Origin of the sequence: Paenibacillus apiarius, from assembly GCF_017052585.1 — a bacterium.
GTDB lineage: Bacteria > Bacillota > Bacilli > Paenibacillales > Paenibacillaceae > Paenibacillus_B > Paenibacillus_B apiarius.
In genome coordinates this window covers 1,517,353-1,540,091 of the sequence record NZ_JAFFHZ010000001.1, presented here as the reverse complement: position 1 = coordinate 1,540,091, position 22,739 = coordinate 1,517,353, and the positions used below count along the sequence as shown (strand labels likewise).

The 22,739-nt window shown below is 49.6% G+C and carries 22 protein-coding genes and 1 pseudogene; 15 read left to right on the top strand and 8 right to left on the bottom strand.

Translation table 11 applies throughout. From position 1 onward, the window contains the following. Positions 1–108 precede the first annotated feature (108 nt). The gene (locus tag JSQ80_RS07065; RefSeq protein WP_087431901.1) at positions 109–1,158 is read right to left on the bottom strand and encodes a 2,3-butanediol dehydrogenase; all 1,050 of its coding nucleotides are present in this window, start codon (positions 1,156–1,158) and stop codon (positions 109–111) included. Positions 1,159–1,403: 245 nt separating this feature from the next. Between JSQ80_RS07065 and JSQ80_RS07060 the strand changes: the two genes are divergently transcribed. Continuing rightward, complete coding sequence (locus tag JSQ80_RS07060) at positions 1,404–2,432, top strand: LacI family DNA-binding transcriptional regulator (protein WP_206094850.1); 1,029 nt, start codon at positions 1,404–1,406, stop codon at positions 2,430–2,432. Between the two features lie 67 nt (positions 2,433–2,499). Here the strand turns inward: JSQ80_RS07060 and JSQ80_RS07055 are convergent, their stop codons facing one another. Further along, positions 2,500–3,399, bottom strand: coding sequence for a LysR family transcriptional regulator (locus JSQ80_RS07055; protein ID WP_206094849.1), 900 nt, complete (start codon positions 3,397–3,399; stop codon positions 2,500–2,502). 116 nt (positions 3,400–3,515) lie between these two features. On the opposite strand from JSQ80_RS07055, the gene JSQ80_RS07050 reads away from it, so the two are divergent. The 4 genes from JSQ80_RS07050 (at position 3,516) to JSQ80_RS07035 (ending at position 6,614) form a co-directional block, all read left to right on the top strand. Next, positions 3,516–3,929, top strand: a complete 414-nt coding sequence (locus JSQ80_RS07050) for a tautomerase family protein (protein WP_206094848.1) — start codon at positions 3,516–3,518, stop codon at positions 3,927–3,929. A gap of 5 nt (positions 3,930–3,934) precedes the next feature. Beyond that, complete coding sequence (locus JSQ80_RS07045; protein WP_206094847.1) at positions 3,935–4,675, top strand: SDR family NAD(P)-dependent oxidoreductase; 741 nt, start codon at positions 3,935–3,937, stop codon at positions 4,673–4,675. A 150-nt stretch (positions 4,676–4,825) separates the two neighbouring features. After that, positions 4,826–5,569 carry a thioesterase II family protein gene (locus tag JSQ80_RS07040; RefSeq protein ID WP_272491090.1) on the top strand — a complete coding sequence of 248 codons (744 nt, stop codon included), beginning with the start codon at positions 4,826–4,828 and terminating at the stop codon, positions 5,567–5,569. 25 nt (positions 5,570–5,594) lie between these two features. Then, on the top strand, positions 5,595–6,614 hold the full coding sequence (locus tag JSQ80_RS07035) for a phosphotransferase family protein (protein ID WP_206094845.1): 1,020 nt from the start codon (positions 5,595–5,597) through the stop codon (positions 6,612–6,614). A gap of 51 nt (positions 6,615–6,665) precedes the next feature. On the opposite strand, the gene JSQ80_RS07030 is transcribed toward JSQ80_RS07035, so the two are convergent. Beyond that, complete coding sequence (locus JSQ80_RS07030) at positions 6,666–7,817, bottom strand: DUF418 domain-containing protein (protein ID WP_206094844.1); 1,152 nt, start codon at positions 7,815–7,817, stop codon at positions 6,666–6,668. 62 nt (positions 7,818–7,879) lie between these two features. Beyond that, positions 7,880–8,413: a hypothetical protein gene (locus JSQ80_RS07025; protein ID WP_206094843.1), complete on the bottom strand. Its 534-nt coding sequence runs from the start codon at positions 8,411–8,413 to the stop codon at positions 7,880–7,882. 83 nt (positions 8,414–8,496) lie between these two features. Between JSQ80_RS07025 and JSQ80_RS07020 the strand changes: the two genes are divergently transcribed. After that, positions 8,497–9,087 (top strand): TetR/AcrR family transcriptional regulator, encoded by a 591-nt coding sequence (locus JSQ80_RS07020; protein WP_206094842.1) that lies wholly within the window; start codon positions 8,497–8,499, stop codon positions 9,085–9,087. A 55-nt stretch (positions 9,088–9,142) separates the two neighbouring features. Continuing rightward, positions 9,143–9,562: pseudogene (locus JSQ80_RS07015) on the top strand (response regulator transcription factor); the annotation flags it as partial. Positions 9,563–9,909: 347 nt separating this feature from the next. Here the strand turns inward: JSQ80_RS07015 and JSQ80_RS07010 are convergent. Beyond that, positions 9,910–11,256, bottom strand: coding sequence for a hemolysin family protein (locus tag JSQ80_RS07010; protein ID WP_206094841.1), 1,347 nt, complete (start codon positions 11,254–11,256; stop codon positions 9,910–9,912). 267 nt (positions 11,257–11,523) lie between these two features. Between JSQ80_RS07010 and JSQ80_RS07005 the strand changes: the two genes are divergently transcribed. Beyond that, positions 11,524–12,147, top strand: a complete 624-nt coding sequence (locus tag JSQ80_RS07005; protein ID WP_206094840.1) for a GNAT family N-acetyltransferase — start codon at positions 11,524–11,526, stop codon at positions 12,145–12,147. A gap of 101 nt (positions 12,148–12,248) precedes the next feature. Here JSQ80_RS07005 and JSQ80_RS07000 read toward each other — a convergent pair whose 3' ends face one another. Then, positions 12,249–13,649, bottom strand: coding sequence for a DUF4179 domain-containing protein (locus JSQ80_RS07000; protein ID WP_206094839.1), 1,401 nt, complete (start codon positions 13,647–13,649; stop codon positions 12,249–12,251). Next, positions 13,649–14,182, bottom strand: a complete 534-nt coding sequence (locus JSQ80_RS06995) for an RNA polymerase sigma factor (protein ID WP_087431913.1) — start codon at positions 14,180–14,182, stop codon at positions 13,649–13,651. The genes JSQ80_RS07000 and JSQ80_RS06995 overlap by 1 nt, the downstream gene beginning before the upstream one ends. A gap of 558 nt (positions 14,183–14,740) precedes the next feature. Here JSQ80_RS06995 and JSQ80_RS06990 point away from each other — a divergent pair. Further along, positions 14,741–15,139, top strand: a complete 399-nt coding sequence (locus JSQ80_RS06990) for a GNAT family N-acetyltransferase (RefSeq protein ID WP_206094838.1) — start codon at positions 14,741–14,743, stop codon at positions 15,137–15,139. 51 nt (positions 15,140–15,190) lie between these two features. Here the strand turns inward: JSQ80_RS06990 and JSQ80_RS06985 are convergent, their stop codons facing one another. Next, positions 15,191–17,254: a serine hydrolase gene (locus JSQ80_RS06985; RefSeq protein ID WP_206094837.1), complete on the bottom strand. Its 2,064-nt coding sequence runs from the start codon at positions 17,252–17,254 to the stop codon at positions 15,191–15,193. 554 nt (positions 17,255–17,808) lie between these two features. Here JSQ80_RS06985 and ehuB point away from each other — a divergent pair. The 6 genes from ehuB to ectB are packed head-to-tail and all read left to right on the top strand — an operon-like array spanning position 17,809 to position 22,739. Next, positions 17,809–18,711, top strand: a complete 903-nt coding sequence (gene ehuB, locus JSQ80_RS06980; protein ID WP_087431915.1) for an ectoine/hydroxyectoine ABC transporter substrate-binding protein EhuB — start codon at positions 17,809–17,811, stop codon at positions 18,709–18,711. Between the two features lie 4 nt (positions 18,712–18,715). Then, entirely contained in the window at positions 18,716–19,378 is a 663-nt protein-coding gene (ehuC, locus tag JSQ80_RS06975) for an ectoine/hydroxyectoine ABC transporter permease subunit EhuC (RefSeq protein ID WP_206094836.1), read from the top strand. Between the two features lie 3 nt (positions 19,379–19,381). Next, positions 19,382–20,032, top strand: coding sequence for an ectoine/hydroxyectoine ABC transporter permease subunit EhuD (ehuD, locus tag JSQ80_RS06970; protein WP_206094835.1), 651 nt, complete (start codon positions 19,382–19,384; stop codon positions 20,030–20,032). An 18-nt stretch (positions 20,033–20,050) separates the two neighbouring features. Then, positions 20,051–20,917, top strand: coding sequence for an ectoine/hydroxyectoine ABC transporter ATP-binding protein EhuA (gene ehuA, locus JSQ80_RS06965; RefSeq protein WP_087431918.1), 867 nt, complete (start codon positions 20,051–20,053; stop codon positions 20,915–20,917). A 2-nt stretch (positions 20,918–20,919) separates the two neighbouring features. Beyond that, complete coding sequence (ectA, locus tag JSQ80_RS06960; protein ID WP_206094834.1) at positions 20,920–21,459, top strand: diaminobutyrate acetyltransferase; 540 nt, start codon at positions 20,920–20,922, stop codon at positions 21,457–21,459. Continuing rightward, positions 21,456–22,739 carry a diaminobutyrate--2-oxoglutarate transaminase gene (gene ectB, locus JSQ80_RS06955; RefSeq protein WP_206094833.1) on the top strand — a complete coding sequence of 428 codons (1,284 nt, stop codon included), beginning with the start codon at positions 21,456–21,458 and terminating at the stop codon, positions 22,737–22,739. The genes ectA and ectB overlap by 4 nt, the downstream gene beginning before the upstream one ends.

Below are 22,739 nucleotides of genomic sequence, written 5' to 3'. Positions count from 1 at the left end.
GGCGCGGACAACGAATGCGCTTGTGCTCACGAGCAGGTATGTCAATATGGAACTTGTGAAATAAAGAAAGTCGGATTTCCGCTCTTACAGAAATCCGACTTTTGCTTTTTATTCCGCTTTGACCAAAATTTTGACTTGGTTTTTTTCTTGTAAGAGGGTTTCAAAGCCTTCTTCCACAACCTGATCAAGCTTGATCCGCTTCGTCACGAGTTTATCGGCAGGGAAATACCCTTTTTCCATCAAGCTGATAACCGCCGGGAATACATCACGGTAACCGATAATCCCCTTCATGGTCCGTTCCTTCGTTACAATGGTGTTCGGCTTAATGGCCGCCTCTTTTTCGAAAATACTTACAATCATCACTTCGCCGCCAATTCTGGTGGAATTGATCGCATCCGTTAACACAGGGGGAACGCCAGTGACCTCATAAGCGACATCTGCTCCGCCATTGGTCCGTTCATGAATTTCTTGCACAACATCAACCTTGGAAGGGTCGAGGACAATGGCTCCGAGCTCCTCTGCTTTTTGTTTGCGTTGTTCAGATAGCTCGACGGCATAGATTTCCGCTGCGCCGGATGCTTTTAATGCCTCAATGACTAACAGGCCGATCGGTCCGGTACCGAATACGACTGCCCGATCGCCTACTTTCAGCTTGCTTTGGCGGACTGCATGCAGTGCAACCGCAGAGGGCTCCACAAGAGCGCCTTGCTCATAAGACACACTCTCGGGGATTTTGTGCACCATATATTCTTCTGCAGCCACGAACTCGGAAAATCCGCCGCCGCCCCCAGCCAGGCCAAGGAAGCCCATTGTGCCGCAAAGATTATATTTTCCTTGCTTGCAGGCCTCACATTCACCGCATGAGTATATCGGCTCGACAACAACCCGGTCGCCTGGTTGAACCTTCGTCACGCCTTCGCCGACTTCCACGACTTGCCCCGAAAATTCATGTCCCATAACAATAGGCGCCTGCTCTCCCGTAATAGGATGAGGGGCGCCTCCCGGAATAAAGATCGGCCCTGCTGTATATTCATGTAAGTCGCTGCCGCAGATTCCGCACCATTCGACTTTTATTTTCACTTTGCCTTTGAGAGCGGTTGGTTCGTCAATATTCTCCAAACGCAGGTCTTTTACGCCATGCCATCTCAATGCCTTCATTGCTATCATCTCCCTGGAAGTGTAGAAAACAAGTGATAAGGATATTATGAAATCATGGAAATTGATAGAGCATACTGGAAACGTTTCCGATATTAAATATGTCACAATGTCGCCATAAAGTCAAATCTGATTTGTATCATCGTGAAAATATAATGAATAATGGGTGTTATGTGGTATGATGTCCTTGATTTGTTCACAATATAAAAATGGAAGCAATTCCATATTAGGCGGGAGGGATATTCGGAATGGTTCATAAAAAAGTTACGATTGAAGACGTGGCCGAAAAAGCGGGAGTTGGCATCGCGACTGTATCCAGAGCGATTAATGATGCGGATGGCATCAGCGCGAAAACAAAGGCCAAAGTGATGGCAGCCGTTGAAGAACTTGGATTCATTCCCAATACTTCTGCCCAAAGCTTAAAAGTGCGGCAAACCAAGCAAATTGCGCTAGCCGTTCCGGATATTCGCAACGCGTTTGTTCCGGAAATCGCATATGCTGTCGAACAAGCCGCCAAACACTATGGCTATCGCATCGTTCAAATTAATACGTTGGGAAATGCAAGAGCGGAGCTGGAAATTTTGAAGGAAGTAAAGAAGCTTCATGTGGATGGACTCATTTTGCTGCCGCTTGCCTACCCGAAGACACTCAAGGACTGGATTAACAAATCCAGTACCCCCATATCCGTCATCAATTACGGAAAAAAATTAGAGTCCGATATCAAGGCGGACATCGTAAGCATGTCCGCTCAAGAAGGCAAACTAGTCATGGAGCATTTGCTTAACATTGGCCGAACTAGAATCGCTTATGCAGGCGCTCCCAAAGATATTATCGAGGAGAGGTTTTTCGCTTATGAAGATGCCTTGCCGCATGTCGATATCTCATTGGTCTATTTCGGAGATGATTTCTCGTTGCAGACGGGAATGAAGGCAGCCGATTACTTTGCCGGGCTTGCGAATATGCCTGACGCTATTTATGCGGGGAACGACATGATCGCAATCGGATTGGCCAACCGGTTCAAAGAATTAGGCATCCGCGTGCCTGAAGATATCGCTGTCGTTGGCATCGATAATATACTGTGGGGCACGATTACGACGCCGAAACTCAGCTCCGTCTCGATTATGGGGGCGGAAGTGGCAAGAGTGGCTACTGAACTGTTGTTGAACCGGATTATGGAGCAAAAAAAGGGAGTTTACGAGCGGGTTCAATTCGAACCTCGCCTCATCGTGAGAGAGTCAAGCGTATCCATGACCCGCACTTCTCAGCAGCTTGAATGATTCAGGATGTGATGTGGGGGACGATCGGATTGCCGACAGCAACGGCTGAACAGAGCTTCCGCCCCTCTTATGCCGTTGTATCCGCCGGGCCGGCAAGTTCTTGCTTGAGACACTCATACAGCTTTGCACAAGCCAGCTTCAATGGATAATCGGCAGCCTTGCAGAGCATGCCAAAAGTGATGCTGATCCGGGTGCCATTTATTTGGCGGGCGACCACACCCGATAGCTGCGGGGATGTGATACTTTTGGGAACTAGCGCGATGCCTAGACCGCTCTCGACATAGTGTTTCATGGCAGCCATACTGCTGATTTCCATCGTTTCCACTTGATTTTCGCATAGCTCCTGCAGCGCGATTTCGATTTTTTTGCGATACAAGCAATTTTTGGATGTAAGAAGCATGCGATGATGTGTAATGTCCTCGAAAGAGAGCGTCGGATTGTTTGCGAGCGGGTGCCGCTCTGGAACTAGAAATACAAGCTCCTCTGAAAATAACGGTTCGAAGTAAAGGGCGGTTCCGATGTCCTGTCTCGAACAGAGTGCCAAGTCAAGCTCCCCCTTTAGAAGCCGCTCGCTTAAATCAGATGTATTCGCAATGTCCACCGAGATGCGGATCTTCGGATATTTGGATAAGAAGCTGTCCAATATGCCGGGCAACTGGCAACTGGCGATAGGTTCTACCGCCCCTACACGAATATTTCCGGCTTCCCCCACTAACATATCCGACATTGTGGCTTCCAGATGTTCTATATCCTTTACAATATGCGTACTTTGTTGATGGAACAATCGGCCTGCTTCGGTCAGCTGAAAACTTTTACCCCGTTCAATCAACTGAACTCCCAATTCCGACTCTAGCTTTTGGATTTGCACCGTGACGGTGGACTGGGCATAATTCAGTTCTGCGGCTGCGCGGTTAAAGCTTCCGAGTGCCACGATCCTATGAAAGGTCTTTAATGCTTTAAGATCCATGTTAACCTCCATGGTTCAATAATATTGAATTATTGATTCGATTAATTCAATTATACAAAACGATTATTGAGATATACAATAGCAGTACTAATAAGCCGCACGAGGGGGAATCACATATGCCGTTTGTACGAATCGACCTTCGCACAGGCAGATCAGGGACAGAACTCCGCAATATCAGCCAGACTATTCATCGCGCCATGATCGAAACCATCGACGTGCCTGAAGATGATTACTTTCAAGTGATTACCCAGCATGGAGAAAATGAATTTTTTTATGACCCGAACTACTTGAATATCAACCGCACGGAAGACATGATCTACATTCAAATAACGATGAAAGGCCGAACGCTTGCGAAGAAGCGGGCTTTATATGCGCGCATCGCCGAACGGCTGCACGCAGCCTTGGAAATTCGCAAGCAGGATGTCATGATTATTGTGACGGAGACGGGCACATGGAATTGGTCGTTCGGGAACGGTATTGCCCAGCTCGCGCCGCAAGAGGAAGTTGGCGCAACAACGGAAAAGGAGTGATTGAGATGGATTTGAAAAACAAAGTGGTTCTCGTTACCGGCGGAGGAACAGGGATAGGCAAGGCTGCGTGCATCGAATTGGCTCGGCGGGGGGCAATCGTAGCCGTGAATTATTCGCGTTCAAAAGCAGAGGCGGAGGAGACGGCGCAACTGATTGAAAACGAAGGCGGGCGCGCAATAGCCATACAAGCCGATGTCTCCCGGGACGGGGAAGTGCGGAACATGGTCGGGCAGATTGTCCATCAATTCGGAACGGTTGATTTGCTCGTCAACAACGCAAGCATCACCCGGCACATTCCGCTGGATGATCTGGAAGCGGCAACGGAAGAGGTATGGGATGAGCTGTATGCGGTTAATGTCAAAGGCATGTTCTACTGCGCACGGGCTGTTGCTCCCTTCATGAAGGAAAATAAAGGCGGCGCCATTGTCAACGTGGGCAGCATTGCGGGATTGGCAGGGGCAGGCTCTTCGCTTCCATATGCCGTATCCAAGGCCGCGGTGCATGGTCTGACGAAATCGTTGGCCCGCGCTCTGGCGCCGGAAATCAGAGTCTGCAGCGTGGCGCCTGGAGCCGTCGCGACAAGGTGGTGGGCAGGACGGGAAGAGAAGATGAACCGATTGAGCAGCAATCTGCTGCTGCAGCGCATTTCGACACCGGAGGATATCGCTCATCTCATCTGTTCGGTGCTGGAACAAGAATCGATGACAGGCCAAATCATCACCGTGGACAGCGGACAAACCTTGTAATCAAACTCGCCGGAAACATAATCGTTTGTAAATTTACAAAATCCACCTTACTTCGACATCCCCTATTTAGTATGATTGATGATATAGCGAACCGGAACAGATGCCGTGCAGCAACGGCAAATTTCACATCGGTATCGATAGGAGTGTGTCATGAGTATAGTAAAGCTATTTTGCGTTCCATATGCAGGAGGCTCTGCAATGATATACAACCCGTGGAAACATGTCATGGGTGATGCTGTAGAGTTAGTGCCATTGGAATTGTCAGGCAGGGGCAGACGGTTTGGGGCCCCCTTCTATAAGTCGATTCGTGCTGCCGTCGAAGATGTAGCAGAACAGATTATTCCGCATGTCGATGACGGTTCATATGCTCTGTGGGGGCACAGCATGGGGGCGATTATTGTGTATGAGCTGTGCCATTATATGCGCCAGCAGGGACATCCGCTGCCGGTTCATTTATTCTGCTCAGGCAGCAGCGCTCCCCGCCTGAGGAAGAAGGATAAGCCCATTCACGACCTGCCAGAAGAACAATTTCTGAAAGAAATTGAAGAACTGGAAGGGACGCCGCAAGAGTTTTTTGAACATAAGGAATTAATCGATTTATATCTTCCTATTCTACGCAATGATTTCATGATTATAGAGCAATACGAATATGAGGAGAAAGCGGAAAAGTTGAACACGGATCTCAGTGTTTTGTACGGGAGCGGCGAATCCTTTGTCAATGAAGTGCAGGGATGGGAAACCCATACGTCCACATCGTGCAGACTCCATGAATTTCAAGGAGGACACTTTTTTCTCTTTGATCATGTTCAACCAATCGCAAATGTTGTCAAGGACGCTTTGTTGCCCTATAGCTCCTCGAGAGCGGAGCTGATTCGAAGCGGAGATTTTGCTTGACAGGAATTCCGGGGGAGAGAGCACATTGACTGTTAAAATATATTTTGCCTCTAATCAATTGGGGGAAATCACGGACGAGCAATTACAGCTCATGCTTGATCGGTTCGATCTCGGGAAGCTAGTTTCCGCGGAAAAAACAGCACACGGCGTGATGGGCCAGACCATGTTCATCACATCTTCTGCAGGCGAGTATGTTTTGAAAGGGAATCCCATTTTTCAGGGGCAATTCAGAGAGGAAAAATTCTTTGTAGAGCACTTGGCCACACGGACGAATGCGGCTGTTCCCGCTCCCTATTTGATCGACGACTCGGATGACATTTTCGGCTGGAGCTATTCCTTGATGCCCCGCCTTTCCGGCATACATCTGAACGCGCCGCAATTGCAAGCAAGCCTTCACGCAGAAGATAACAAAGAAATCGCGCAATTACTGGCCGCAACCTTAGTCGAGTTACATAGCTGGAAAGTGGAACAATACGGCGAGTTCAATCCCGATAATCACATGGTGCGCCCCTTTGAAGGCTCCTACAAAACATGGTTGTATAACACCGTTCGATATTGGCTCGATGACGCTAAGAAGTATTCCGTAATTACAGGCGAAGATATGGAATGGGTTGAAGATGTGTTGGCAAGCTCGGCTGCCGCATTTGATGAATTGCCCGCTCCATGTTTTGTTATGGGCGATTATAAACCAGAGAACTTCCTGTTGCAGCAGCATGCGGATAGGTGGCAAGTAAGCGGCGTGTTTGACTTTACCAATTCCTATTTCGGTGATGGAGCTGCGGACTTGCCCCGAATGACCGAATGGTATGTAGAGAACGGGGAAAAAGAGCTGGCAAGGCAGTTCCTCTCTCATTATCTCGCCGGCACTGACACGAAAGAGTCCTTCATGGAACGCTTCAGAGTCCATATGCTTCATCGCCGGATATTGGTGTGGGGATGTGCCAAAGCAACCAATCAAGCAACTTGGGACAATGACCTTTCTTTTTCCCGCTGGGCCGAAGGATTCATGGAATCTGCGGCAAGCCTGTTGAAAGATGGCTCCTGATTCGTCAGGAGCCATCTTTTTTAGGAGAAAGAGAGCCTCGGCACCGTGCATCTACCCGCTTAGAGAGCGTTCCCGTTCCACAGGCAGTTCTGACAGCCGCCGCCAAGCCCATTCTATCGGACCTGCGGTGAATTTACGAAGCCAGAGATGAGCGAATACCATCATTAGAACCGATATAAGTCCCCACATGAAAATGGTAAATACCGACGAACCAGAGGTTGTGCCGAAGCCGAATCCCCAGCCATAGAAAATAACGGAAGCGAGAATGTTTTGCAGCATATAGCAGGATAGGGCTGTCTTTCCGACTTCCTCCAAGCGGGATAACAACCAGCCACACTTGCTCAGCTCCATCACTTTCGCAATGATCGCCATATAACCGAGTGACAGCACGGGCGCAAATAAATAGCGAACCGGAATATCAAACGAGAGACCCGGAACAAATATGAGCATGTTCAGCGGAATTCCCAGCCCCAACCCCCAACGCAGCATCTTGCGGCGGATGGCTTGCCCATTCGTGTCCGCAGCGAACGCGCCGGAACGGAACAAGAGGACGCCACACAAGAAGAGAAACACATTCATAGGCAGTATCACGATCGACTCGAAGCGGTACATCCAAAATGCTTCGAATCGGTAACAGATTTGTTCGAACCACGTGCCTGTTTGAAATAGCAGTATGACACTCTTGAACGCGTCTCCGGTGGACACAGTGACATTCGCCGAGGCAATTAACACAAAAGCGGAGATTATCATGAACGAATGCACGATTCCGGCCAACAGCATGACGCGAATAATCGTCTTCCGAGTCCGGTTCACAACGAATGATACGATGATGGCCGTAACGGCGTAGCTCATCAAAATATCGAACTCCATGACGAGAAAATAATGCAGCAAGCCGTCCGCAAGCAGCAGGAATGATGTCCATAAATAGATACCAGGCCAAGATGTTCCAAGCCGTTCCGCCTTCCTCCGCTTCATTTCCAACCCTACGCCGAACATCATGGTCAGCATGCCGAGGAACTTGCCGTTAACGAGAAACAATACGATAGTTGAAATGATGGTGTCCAGAGACAACCACCAATGTTGGGATGAAGGGGGGAATATGGCTTCCAAATTACCGAGATGAGCGAACAGCCATATGTTCGTGCCGAGCGTGCCAATTATGGCGAACCCTCTCCATATGTCGAGCAATTGTATTCGGTTCATTTTGCGCATCCTTTCCTATTTCCTTCGAACCTGCCGGAGCGATCGTCCTGAGCTTGCCATTTCTAGCTTTTGCGCGGCCACAGCGTATAGCTGAAGCTCCAAATAAAGTCGATTATTAAAATTGCCGTCCACATCTGCGCCGTTTTCAACAAGCTTTCTGTTTGATTTGCATTTCCCACGCTGTATATGATGCCGAACAGTAATAAGCTGCCGATTGCCCACGCGAGCACATGCCGATACCAGCCGGCCCGCTCCTGTTTGGCGTGCTGTGCGCCATGCTTGACGGAAGAAGACAGAGGGCGGGAACCGCCTGCGAACAAATGCGCGAATCGTTCGTCCGCCCATTGGATCATTCGCTTCCCGAATGCGATGGACACGCCGACATATACTGCCGCCAAGCCGTGAAAGGCAGTGGCGGCTGCTCCGTTTCTCAGATCGACAACGGTAAATACGATGAGCAATATATCGATAAGCGGAGTGCACAACAGCAACACAGTTCCCAATGTTCGCTGACGCAGCCGGTATCTTGCGAACAACCCCAATAAGATAAACACCCAAAAACCGATTTCACAAGCTAAAATCAACCATCCGATCATGCTCCCACTCCTTATTTAATACAACTGTGTTATTTAATTTAGCACGATTGTATTAAAAAGACAATATCTGTTATACTGAGCTCATGCCTAAAATTGTGGATCATGAAGAAAGAAAAGAAAAACTTGCGGAAGCCGCCTGGCGGGTTATCCGCCGGGATGGATTGGAGCGCGCATCTGTCCGCACCATTGCCGCGGAAGCCGGAATATCGGCAGGTTCGATGCGGCATTATTTCTCGACCCAATCCGAGCTGCTGGCCTTCTCCATGAAGCTGGTATCCGATCGGGTGAAAGCCCGAATCAGAAGCACTGAATTTACGGGGGTGCCTTTCGAAGACATTCAATTGCTCTTATATGAATTATTGCCGAGAGATGAAGAGCGAAGCGCAGAAATGGAGGTGTGGTTTAACTTTACGGCCAAAGCGCTCGTCGATCCGGCTCTTCAATCCTTAAGCAATGAAGTGTACGATGAGCTTAGAGCGGCTATGTCACAAAGTATAGACCTCCTTGTTGATTCCGGCTTGGCGCGTCCCGATCTTAACCGGGAGATTGAATCGGAGCGCTTGTATGCGCTTATTGACGGCCTGGCCGTGCACGCTGTCATGCAGCCTGGCCGTGTTACTTCGGACGTGCTTAAATCTGTAGTCCTGCATCATTTAGAGGCTCTTTGCCAATGATCCAACCGCTTTTTCAGCGGATTCTGTTAGATGATACCAAAGTGGGGAAGGACAGATCTTGACCGCGTTTCAAGAAACCGAAAAAGCCATTGAAGTTCTGCAAAGCGGAGCGGATAGTTATCTGCTCAAATCTATGCACCCGCGCGAACTGGCGGAAACGATCCGTCTCGTATATCGCGGGGGAATGCTGATCGATCAAGACATTTCAAATAAGCTGCTTGATGAACTTGAAACGCATCGGAATGAGATCAAGCCTGCCGAGGCGAACACGGAAATAAAAGAGTATGGCCTGACGACACGGGAATTAGAAATTTTACAGCTCCTGTCCACAGGTTTGCGTTACAAAACCATCGCCTCGAAACTATACTTGTCAGACGGTACGGTAAGGAACTATGCTTCAACGTTGTATGTCAAGCTGGGCGTGCGCAATCGAGAAGAGGCCGTAAGCAAGGCATTGGAAACCGGGCTGCTCTAAGACAAACTGATAAATGACAAAAGGTCACTAGCTTCTATGACACTGACTTTGCAATACTGAAAGGCGCTAGCGAGCTAGCGTCAAATAAGGTGTAATCATCATTGTCTATTAGGAGGAGCTGCATTGAAAACAGCGTCCTTTTGCAATTGGATTTGCAAGTGCCGATCCCAGTAAACCAAGCTATGCAGACACTTCGTTAAGCCAGGCGTTTGACATACTCATTCCTATTCAAAAAGTGACCGCCTCCCCGCTTAGCAGCCAGGGCACAAAATAGAGGGCATCCGAACCGGATGCCCTCTGATTGCAATATTTTCCCACACATTCGGTTTTGAAGGTTGTGTTGTGCATTAATGAATGGAGCAGTGTTGTTCCTCGGGTTCCTCCTCGCATTTTGGCGCAGGTTCATTGTCTTCAACGATGACTTCAAGTTTGCGAATCCGGTTTTTGCTCATGCCGCGAATAATGATTTTAATATGCTCATATTGAATTTCTTTGCCCAGCTGAAGATCGAGGAACTCACTGAATACCCAGCCTCCGATGGTATCTACCTCTTTATTTTCAATAATGATTCCGGTAAGATTGCAGAATTCGTGCAGATTCACCTTGCCGTCGATTAAGTAACAGTTCTCAGCCAGCTTCTCGATGTCTTTTCGTTCATTGGTATCGAATTCGTCCCGTATTTCTCCGACAATTTCCTCGAGAATGTCTTCGATCGTAATCAAGCCGGATGTCCCTCCGAATTCATCTACCAGCAGGGCGATATGTACCCGTTTTTGCTGCATTTGCTTCAACAGCGACTTGATCGGAATGACCTCGGGGACTGTCAAAATCGGGTACACCAGCTTCTTGAAATCAAAGTCTGGATTGTTGTCGTACTCCAAAAAGAGCTGCTTGGTGTTGATCATGCCTACGATATGATCTTTACTGTTGGTAGCGACCGGAAAACGGGTATATTGTTCTTTGCGGATAATGCTCAAATTCTCCTGCAAAGAATTATTGGTATATAAACATATCATGTCTGTGCGAGGCACCATGATTTCTTTGGCCAGCAATTCATCAAAAGCGAAAATCCGGCTCACATAACCATACTCGGTGTTGTTGATTTTTCCGCTTTGATAGCTTTCCGACAGGATGATCTGAATTTCTTCTTCCGAATGGGCTTCTTCATGCTCCTTAACCGGCTTGAATCCGAACAGGCGAACAAGCAAATTGGCGGAACCATTGAGGAGCCATATGAAAGGATACATCATTTTGTGAAAATATATAATCGGTTTGGCCGTCGCCAAGCTGATTGCTTCCGCCTTCTGAATCGCCACTGTCTTGGGAGCAAGCTCGCCGATAACGACATGCAGGAATGTGACCGAAATAAATGCGATTAAGAACGACATGACATGGCTGATGTCGCTTTGAATGTGCCATTTGTCAAAGAGGGGGCGCAGCATGGCTTCTACTGTAGGCTCTCCTAACCAGCCTAGTCCCAAGGCTGTAATGGTGATACCCAACTGACATGCCGACAAATATCCATCCAAGTTGCTGGTTACGCGTTGAACGGCCAATGCATTTTTTCGTCCTTCCAGCACGAGCTGATCCACACGACTGGAACGGAGCTTTACAATCGCAAATTCCGTAGCGACGAAAAAGGCGGTCAACACAATGAGTATGGCAACCATGAATAGATTAAATCCTATGCCCATATTACTTTGTCTCATCCCTTTATATTAGATTTTAGAGTTCATTTGAACTAATTATACGAACTTGCGGATGGTTATACAAATAACCGCTGCAAACATTGAAGGTTAAACCAGCACGTAAAATGGGTGAAATAGAGTCAACGCATTCATTTTCTTAGTTTTGCTGGCAAACGGTCCAATTCAGGAGGATTAATATGTTGCTTTGTATAATATATTTATCAAGTATAAGCCAGTAGATTGTTTTTTTCTTATGATGAATGGTGTGGTAGGTTGCGGCAAGGATTGTTCACGAGCATGCTGGGAGAAGCGCTTGAACAGTTGTCTCGGCGGGGGCCGAAGGCGGTTATTTACATCTGCTCGCGTAATTCCGCTTCCGGCGTTGCTTTTCTGCAGCGGCGCGGGGTGCCGTATGCGTTCTCCGAATACGTGATGGAGCGGAAAGATGCTGCTGATGCGCCGCTGCCAAGCGGGCAACAGCGGGAAATCGATTTGCGCGAAGCCAGGCCTGATGATGTGACCGTGTTGGCTGAACTGAACCGGGTCGGCTTCGACCTGCCGGAACAGGAAGCGGGTGACTTGGCGACGGCAGCGCTATCGCCGCAGGAAGCGACGTACATCATTGAGAGCGGCGGCCGAGCCGTCGGCAAGCTTGGCGTACTGCTTGAGGGAGATGAGGCGTTCATCTATGGCTTCTGTATGCGCCCGGAGGAGCGGGGCCATGGATTAGGGCGGGCCGCTCTTGCCGGGACGATCGAGCGGTTGCGGCGCGAGTCGAACATCGCGCGCTTCCAGCTGGAGGTAGCCGTCAGCAACGAGCGCGCGCTCGGTCTGTATGAATCGTGCGGCTTTCGCCGGACGAATGTCATTGATTACTATAAGGAAACGTTAGTATAGCCATAACAAGACACACCCCCTGGGGACACTGAGATATGCTCAATGTCCCCAGGGGTGTCTTTCTGCGATAGGCTGCAGGCATCTTTCACGGCATCATGTTGTTACTGTAAAGGGATTTCGAATTCGAGCTCCTTGAAGAAGGTGGCCTTCCGTATTTTGCTTGTATAGAATTTGATTTCTTTGTCTTTTTGCAGTGGCTGATCATCACATTCCATAACGTACGAATATATCCCATTTTCTACTTTCAATAACTTATTTCTATACCAGACGCGCTCACCGTCTTGTATAAGCAGTATGGCGTTTGTTTGATCTTCCGGGGAGTTGCCCTCAACATCAAAGTGCAGCACCGTTTTATCCGGGTTGAACGCAATGCTTCGTATCGTAATCGAACCGATTTCTCCTTGCTGTACGGTTACCGGCAAAGCATTCGGATCCACTATAACGGTATTGTCTCCATAGCGTTTTCCGGGATAATAGGGCTTGAATATGAGCTTTTTGGCATGCTCGGGCAATGGGGCGTAATCAAATGCAAATTCCATTGTCACCGTGCTATTATCGGTTTGAGCACCCGGTCCTCCTTTACCACCCATCGATGGAATAATATATCCGTTCTCATCCATTAAGATATAGGAACTATTCCATCCACTCCAGTTTTTCTTCTGTTTATCCGGTGAGGAATCCTCTGCAATCTGGAATCTCACTTCTGTTCCGAGTGGCGTGGAGATTACGGATTGAAGGGTGATAGAGCCCTTTCCATTGTTTACTTGCTTCGTTTCCTCGGGGAGTATTTTTTGGGTTTGGGAATCATTGATTTTGACAGGGACGTTGAACTCCCAGTTCCCGCTTACCTCCCCCACCTGCTTGATTGAAAACGGAACGGTGAACTCGTCGGGCAGCTTGGCGTCACGCTCTGCTTCCAACCCATGGACAGATTCGAACTTCAAAATTCCAATATTTTGCGCTGGCGTTTTTGAAATCATCCGTGTCGCTTTATGCGTCCATATGTCGCTCACATCAGCGTAATAGTCACGTAATTCAATCTCATATCTGTCCCAGCTGTCGTCAAGCGCGGGCAATGCATTTTCCGATTCCTCCTGGATTCCGAGCACGACCTGGACGCCGTCGTACAATACCTCTGTAATGGTAAGGGTAATGCCCTGATCGGCGGCGGTGAAATGAGCAGGCGCGGACAATCCTTTCCGGTTCGCATTTTGGAGACCTTCATCACCGAGCGTTTCAAAAATTTGACCGATAAACGGCACTTTTTTCAGCGTCTCCGCCATTACGGGGGACACGAAGCCGGACGCTAGCGTGCCGCCAATGATAAGGATGGCGGCGGCAGCGACCAACCATGGCTTGCGGTTACGCGTTTTTCTTCGCACAGGCACAGCGTCGAGGGATTGAAGCGTCTCTTCCAACCGCGTCTTCACCAGATCGGGAAGATCCGAGGCACATCTGGCCGTTAACCGCTGACGAATTTCTTCATCCACTTTGGACTCCATCAGGTTGTCAGCTCCTTTCCGCTGCCGTTAGTGACATTCAACAGCTCGGACAGCTTTTGCCGGGCTCGGTAGAGGCGTGATTTGACCGTGCCGACAGGCTGATCCAGCATGTCGGCCACTTCTTTCAGCGGCAAATCTTCAATGTAAAATAAAGTGACGACAATGCGTAAGTCTTCGTCCAGCGAATCGACAATCTCTTGTGTCTCAATATGCACGTAATCGTCTTCATACGCACGCGCATGCTGAAGCTCGATGAACGGAACGGTCTGTTTCCGCTTTCGCAAAATCGATCGGCATTCGTTCACCAATATCCGAACGAGCCACGTCTTGAAATATCGCGGCTCCCGCAATGAATGAATAGAGCGGTACGCTTTCAGTACCGCTTCTTGGATGGCATCCGCGCAATCCTCGTCCGAGGACACAATGGACTTGGCTATTCTGTAAAGAGAGGCTTCATGAGCCCGAATGAGCGTTCCAAACGCATCCTTGTCGCCTTGGCGGGCCCGCTCTACTTCATGCTCTAGCTGCTGCAATGTTATAATCTCCTTTGTGACTTACTGCAAAATTTCCGTTCGCTGTTCAGGAGGCGGAGGGGGGAAATCGTCATCTTCCGGAATTCCCCCTTATCATTGATCGTGCCTTTCACGGACGGCTTCCCTTTGTGGCAAACGTGTATTCATCATATTCTATAGATACCTCGCAGCCTTTCAAGTCCAGATTGAAGTATAGTTTGGCCATATCATTTAGCTCCTCCTCGCCGACTTGCATCTAATACATTAGATTCTGCGGCACAGCCGGGAGGTTCACGCAATATGAAAATTTTGTTTACAGCTATTTTATATTCATGGTAGATTAAAAGTTAGATGTTGGAAAGGGGAATTTATACTTCATGCCAGTTTCTTTGTAATGGTTGCCAAATAGCACAAAAATCCCGTATTTGAACAACGGGAGAAGTGTGCCCTTTTGACCCATTACATGGACTCAGCGGGAGTATTGCATATACTTGCGGAGTGCCTATTTGGGGCACTCCGTTTTTTTGTTGGACAAATGCGGATACGGAAATTTCATTCACTTTGAAAGGTGTTTTATAAATGAGACAACAGCTTGGTTTTGCAACCGAATCGTTACGATTGAGAGAATTCACAAGGGCGGATATTCCCGATCTATATTCACTGACCCGTCAAACGGAAATTACGGAAATACTCCCGGACTGGAACATGTCCGAAGAGGGGATATACGACAGAAGCGGTGCCGGATCTGGAAGGCACTGCTGTGCTTCGCAAAGTGTTGCGATGAGTCATTCCGCGGAGGCAACGTGCCAGCTCCGCTTGATGGGAAGCGGATTTGCATTGATTTACACGCTCGAAGCTGTCCCTGTTGGAAAATATTCAGTCAAATGTGCGGAGAGTGCGATTAAATCGGATGGGACTGAATTTGTGCAGCGGATCCGGCAAAGGGTCAGCCTCGGACGGCAGTGTGTCCGAGGCTGACTTGTTGCGATACCTGATATAAGCAGGCTGCGTGGCTTGCCTCAGCAATCGTTACTGCATCGGGCTGGCGAGGAACGTGCTGATGAGCGCGGCCGCCTCTTCGCGCAGCATGGCGTGCGTCGAGTTGTAATCGACCGATCCGTCCGGCTTCGGCGTTACTTCCGGGCCGTGCTTCTTGCCGGCAACGATGTATTTCACGGCCGGAAGCGCCCAAGAGCCGGTATCGCCAGATATCTTCGCATCCTGCTTCGGCACGCCGAGCAGGGAAGCGATCCGCCAGATGAGGGCGGCCGCTTCCTGACGGGTAATCGGCCGGTCCGGCTCGAAACGTTTATCGGCCGCGGCCGTGAGAACCCCCCACTCGACTGCCGTCTGGATGTCTTGCGCCGCCGCGTGGCCGATCGTGTCGGAGAAGGCCGGCGGATTCGCCGATCGCTTCAAATGCATGCTGGCCATTAGCATCGAGACGAATTCGGCGCGCGTTATCACCATCCTAGGCCAGAAGCGTGCGCCTGCTTCAGCGTCAATGCCGCCTCTCATAACGAGGTCGCGCACATAGGGGCGATACGGATGGTCCGCTCCGATGTCCTTGAACTTGACCTCTGTTGCGGTCAGCTTCTCGGACCAGGCGACGCCTCCTTTGTCCATATAAGCGATGCTGCCGTCCGCATTCCGCTTGAAGCCGATTTGTTGGCCTTGGTCGTTAACGAAGAGAAGCGGATCCACTTGGCGCAGCCGCTGCCGCCCGAAGAACGGATCGGCCAACTCCAGCGTGCCGTTCGCTTGCGCTTCCACGCGAACAACATAGAAGCCTGTGCGCAAATCGCGATAGTTGCCCTCGTACAGCTTGAGCTCCTTCTGCGTCGGCTTCAAGAAGACGGGCTCCGGCCGATTATCCGGGTAATAGCGGTCCATGAACGACTTGAAGATATATTCGCGGAAGTTATCGGCCATGCCATCGTTCCGGTTGAAAATGACGAACGCGCCTGTTTTATGTTCAGGCAGCAGCCACATCCATGAGCTGAAGCCCGGCAGATCTCCGCCTTTGCCGATGACATTCTGGCCGTTAAAGGCCTCGCGGTAGCTCGCTTCGAACCCATAGGACGTATTCGGAAGCTGTGGATGCGAGGATACCTTTACGTCCAGCATGCTGCGCACCGTCTCTGGTTTTAGAATTTGTTTGCCGTCATATGTCCCTTCACTTAGCAGCGCGATCATGAACTTCGCCATGTCGCCTCCGGTCGAGAGCAGGCTGCCGTCCGGACTGTCCGCCGGCATAGTCTCATAGTAGGGAAGGACTGCGCCTGTTGGCTGGTACGAGACCGATAAGCCGGCCTTCGTTTCCGGCGTCATGACGAAGCTGCTGTGGTTCATGGCAAGCGGATCCAGCAGATGCTTTTTAGCGTATTGATTGAATGGCATGCCGGCAACTTGCTCCACGATATACCCCTGCAGCATGAAGCCGAAATTGTCATACATGTAGGTTTCCCCGGGCTTGCGTACAACGGTCGGCATGAAGTGGCGCACGAAATCGGAAATGTTGTCAATGTTGGTATTGCTCGGGGTATCAGCAAAATCAAAACCGCTCGTATAGGTCATCAGGTGCTCGGCCGTCAGCGGACCCTTGACCTTTCGCGGAATTTTCATGCCGCCCATATAGGCTTCGACATCCTTCTTCAAGTCTATTTTGCCCTGTTCGGCCAACTGCAGCAGTGCCGCGGAGGTGAACGGCTTCGTGACGGATGCTACGCGCATGACCGTATTGTCGGGATCCATCGGCTTCTTGGCCGCGACATCGGCATAGCCGTATCCTTTGCTGAGGAGCACCTTGCCGTCCTTCACGACGACGAAGACGGCTCCGGGGACCTTCTCCAGCTTCGGGGAAGCGAACAGCTTGTCGGCGAATGCCTCCACTTCCTTCGAATCCGTCGGCCCCGCACTTGCCGCCGATGTTTGCCCGGTTGGCGCCGCTGTGGAGGACGAGGCAGGCTTGTCGGCGCCTGTGCCTTCCGCTGCGTAGACAGGACCGCATAGCGACAATGCCATCGCCAGCGCGAGTGTGCAGAGCAGCCCTTTTTTTCCTGATTGACGGGTATACCGTTTCGTTGTTTTCAATCCCAATCACTCCTTCTCCGCATCAAAAGATGGGCGATTCACAAAATTATCCTGTAAGACTGTGAAAAACGGCCCTTACCCTTCAAGTATTTTCCACTTGCAAAAAAATAATCGGCTTCTCCGAGCGACTCCGCGAGAAGATTACGTCTGCCTGGCAGAGGAATGCTTTTGTCGAGGCAAGTACGGTAGTTCGGACGGTTTGCAAACTGGTGTCTGTGGTTGAAATTCACCAGTTTGTTGATTGTGCAAGTAATCAGAGAGTTGAATTTGGTTGATTTTATCTAAAATTGATCAAATTGAGTTAAATTATCGAATAAATCATTCGATTTTGCAGTTTATTATTCTTTTTCTCAATCAATTGAATTTTTTTAAAATTCGAATCATGCCGCATTGGGGAGGATATGGGAGGTATTTTTTGGATAGACCCTCTAATCTCATCTGTTCAGAGGATAAGAGTCCTGAAGATGGATGAAGTGGAAATATCAAGGATGAGATACATTTTGGTTCATGTTACCCTTTAATAGGGCCCCAAAAAAAGGAAAAGGAGTTTTCGGATGAAGAAGTTGTTTTCGTACGCGCTATGTTTCGCACTGGCGGTCATGCTGGTGGGCTGTACTTCGACGGACATCAACAGCCGAACAGAAGCAAACGGTGAAAAATCAACCAATCAAGAAAACTTACTGGAAAGAGCCAACCAACAAGGATTCATTACCGTAGGATTCGCTAATGAGAAGCCATATGCTTATGCCACTCCGGATGGGAAATTGACGGGGGAGGCCGTGGAAGTGGCTAGAGAAATTCTGAAACGTATGGGCATCAATGAGATGAACGGCGTGCTGACGGAATTCGGTTCGTTAATACCGGGCTTGAAGGCGAAGCGATTCGACATCATTACCGCAGGGATGTTCATTAATCCGGAACGAAGTAAAGAAGTAGCCTTTGCCAATCCGGAATACAGCATTGGCGAGGCACTGGCCGTCAAGAAAGGGAATCCGGCCAACCTGCACAGCTATAAGGATATAGCCGGCAATAAGGATGTCAAAGTGGCTGTGATGGTCGGGGCGATAGAAGCCGAATATTTGACGAAGTCAGGTGTGGCGAAGGAGCAAATTGTTACTGTTCCAGACCAGCCGTCTGCCATCTCGGCCCTGCAAGCAGGCCGTGTGGAAGCGGTGACGATGACAGGACCATCCTTGCAGGCCATGCTGGATTCGACGAAGGATGACCAATTGGAGCGTGTCATGGACTTTAAGCAACCGGAGATAGAGGGAAAGAACGTAAGAGGGTATGGAGCGGCGGCGTTTCGCAAGGAAGATACCGCTTTCCGGGAGGCTTTCAATAAAGAATTGGACAGCTTGCAAAAATCGGGCAAACTGCTTGAAATTTTGGAACCGTTCGGTTTTACCGAGCAGGAATTGCCTGAAGACATGACGGCTGAACAGCTGTCACAAGAGTGAACCAATGGGTACACTCGTAACGCTGGCTGAATTTTTGCCTACGCTTTTGCGGGGAGCGTGGGTCACCCTTCAACTCGTATTTTTTTCTACCATATTGGCGTTCATAAGTGCTTTTCTGGCGGGGGGGATGCGTTTGTCTAAGCATCGCAGCATCCGCTTTGCCAGCATGGTATATGTTGAAGTGTTCCGCGGAACCTCTTTACTGGTTCAACTGTTTTGGCTGTACTTTGCGCTGCCCATGCTGCTGGACATTCGCATGTCCGCGATGACCGCTGCAGTGCTTGCTCTTGGTTTAAATTATGGCGCTTACGGCTCTGAAGTGGTACGGGGTGCCATCTTGTCCATATCCAAGGGTCAGTATGAAGCAGCTGCCGCCTTAAATATGAGCCCTTGGCTGCGGATGCGGAGAATCATTTTGCCGCAGGCGATGGTGCTCATGCTGCCTTCGTTCGGCAATCTCAAAATTGAACTGCTCAAGGGAACTTCACTCGTATATTTGATAACGCTGATGGATTTGACTTATCAGGGAATGGTATTACGCTCATTCGACAACTCCCGTACAACCGAGATTTTTGCTTTGATGCTCTTGATTTATTTCATTATGGCCTACTCCTTGACGCTCGGCATTCGATATTTGGAGCGCAGGGCCGTGAAGGGGAGGGTGTAGCGGATGTGGAGTTGGCATTATGCCTTGCAGATTCTTCCTCAACTGCTTCAAGTGCTTCCGATTACGATTGGAGCCACGTTGCTCGGATTTGCGGTGGCGTGTACACTCGGCTTGCCGTTGGCGCTTGCCCGACGATCCAAATATAAAGCAATGTCTGTATTGGCGACGGCCTGGATGGAGTTCATCCGCAGCACACCGCTGCTTGTTCAGCTATTCGTTCTCTTTTATGCTTTGCCGCTTTATGGCATTTCATTTACCCCATTCGTAACCGGAGTCATTGGTTTAGGTTTACATTATAGCACCTATATGTCCGAAGTATTCCGCTCGGGCATCGAGGCGGTGCCTGCAGGGCAGTGGGAAGCGGCGAAGGCTCTTAATTTCGGAAGGCGGCATTCGTGGAAGAACATCATTCTGCCACAGGCAATACCGCCGGTCATCCCTGTCATGGGCAATTATTTAATTACGATGTTTAAAGAAACGCCAATCTTGTCGGCCATCACACTTGTAGAACTGCTGCAAACGGCCAAAGCGATCGGTTCGGGCTCATTTCGCTACTTAGAAGCCTTTACGCTGGTAGGTCTATTATTTCTGCTGCTGAGTTATCCTTCATCTTTGCTTATCAGAAGGCTGGAAAGGAAATTCCAAATAAAATAGGGGAGGGGAAAATCGGAGATGGAAAGCGCCCAATGCAAACCGATTGCCCCGGCAACGTCACAAAGTCCTATCGTTATTTACCGGAACGTGTGCAAGTCTTACGGTTCTGTTCCCGTGCTGAAAGACATCAATCTTAATATATATCCTGGTGAAAAGGTTGCGGTTATCGGTCCGAGCGGATCGGGAAAAACGACATTGGCCAGAATGCTCATGACATTGGAGCAGCCAACTTCGGGAACGATTCAAGTTGATGGAGAATGGTTATGGCATCAGGAAGTGAAGGGGAAGCTTGTTGCGGCGAACGAAAAGCATCTGCACAAAGTCCGCAGCCGTATCGGAATGGTATTTCAACACTTTCACCTCTTTCCACACATGACCATTATGCGCAATGTAACCGAAGCGCCCATTCACGTATTGGGTTTGCACAAAAAGGAAGCCGAAGAGCGCGCCATTGAAATGCTTGCGAAGGTCGGATTGACTGACAAGGTGGACGAATACCCTGCACGCCTGTCAGGCGGGCAAAAACAGCGGGTTGCGATTGCGAGGGCCGTTGTGATGCGCCCGAAAGTGATGTTATTCGACGAGGCTACCTCTGCGCTTGACCCTGAGCTAGTCGGCGAGGTGCTTACGGTCATCAAGGATCTCGCTGCAGAAGGCGACATGGCCATGATGCTGATTACGCATGAGATGGACTTCGCAAGGGAGATTGCGGATCGGATTATCTTTACGGACGGCGGTGCGATTGTCGAACAAGGAACGCCGGAACAGATATTCGAGAACCCGCGAAGCCCTCGTCTGCAAACCTTTTTGAGCCGTTTCCGGCAGACCTGGTATATGGGAGGGCTTCAACAAGCCACTACATCTGCGGCAGAGGGGGAATCGTGACCATGACCATGAACTTGACGGAATCCATTCCTTGTACCTTGCGCAAAGCCAGGGTGGCCGACGGAAAACAGATATGGAAGCTAGTGGAGGAGAGCGGCACGCTTGACGTGAATTCGGCCTATTGCTACATCATGCTGTGTGAATACTTTTCAGATACATGCATCGTGGCGGAGTGCAATCGGAACATTATCGGGTTTGTATCCGCGATTCTGCCGCCGGAAACACCGGAAACGCTGTTCGTGTGGCAAATAACCGTACAGGATGCCTATAGAGGCAGGGGAATTGCCGAAACGCTTTTACAAAAATTGTATGATGAAGCGTGCCGCGAACAGGTTCGGTTTATTGAGACGACGATAACGCCAAGCAACACGCCTTCGCAACGGTTATTTGCCAAAATGGCAATAGCATGGAAGAGTGCCCTCGTGACGGAAGAAGGATTCTCCTCTCATTTGTTCCCGGAAGGGGCGCACGAGAGCGAGAAGCTGATCCGAATAGGACCATTATGCAACAACAAAAACGATAGAATGGAGACGGTGACATGAAACTATTAGATTCAAGTAAACCATCGTTACAAGTATTCGATTCGTTAGAGTCTGAGGTACGGAGCTACTGCAGGTCGTTTCCTACCGTATTTACGAAAGCCAAAGGTTATAAGCTGTGGGACGCCCATAATCATGAGTATATTGATTTCTTTGCCGGCGCAGGTGCGCTCAATTACGGGCACAACAACTGCGCCATGAAACAAAAACTGCTCGATTATATCCAAAGCGATGGCGTTACACATAGTTTGGATATGGCTACCAGAGCCAAGGAACAATTTCTGGAGAAGTTCCAGCAAGTGATTCTTAAACCGAGAGGGCTTCCCTACAAAGTCATGTTTCCTGGCCCTACGGGAACGAACACGGTGGAGAGCGCGTTGAAGCTGGCGCGTAAAGTGACGGGACGTTCGACGATCTTTGGATTCACGAATGCCTTTCACGGAATGACGCTGGGCGCTTTGTCTGTAACGGGCAACAAATTCAAACGGAGGGGAGCGGGGATTCCTCTTCACCATACTGTATCTATGCCGTATGACGGTTATTTGGGTCCTGATATCGATACGATTGAGTATATGGAGAACTATATGACTGATAGCGGAAGCGGAGTATCGCTGCCCGCAGCCATCATCGTCGAGACGATTCAGGGCGAAGGCGGCATTCATGAGGCAAGCAATGGATGGTTGCATCGTCTGGAGCAGCTCTGCCGCAGCAAAAAAGTTCTGCTTATTGTGGACGACGTCCAAATGGGTTGCGGCCGGACGGGGACGTTCTTCAGCTTCGAACGGGCAGGCATCATACCGGACATCGTCTGCCTGTCCAAATCGATAGGCGGCTACGGATTGCCGATGGCGCTTACCTTGATTCGCCCCGATCTGGACATCTGGAAGCCGGGCGAGCACAACGGAACGTTCAGAGGGAACAATCTCGCTTTCGTTACGGCCACAGAGGCACTCCGTTATTGGGAGTCCGGGCAGTTCACGAACGAGATTATGGCAAAAGGGCAGATCATCAGGACTTGTTTGGATGAACAAGTCGCACAATATCCTGAACTACAAGGATCGGTTAGAGGCAGAGGATTGATGCAGGGGATTGCCTTCGGCATACCTGGTGCGGCGGAGAAACTCTGTGCCAGAGCCTTTGCTAAGGGGCTCATTATGGAGACGTCCGGTACAGACAGCGAGGTGGCCAAGATTATGCCGCCCCTAACGATTGATGAAGCGGGTCTCTTTGCAGGATTGGATATTTTGCGAACATGCATGAAGGAAATTGCAGAAGAACGGTAG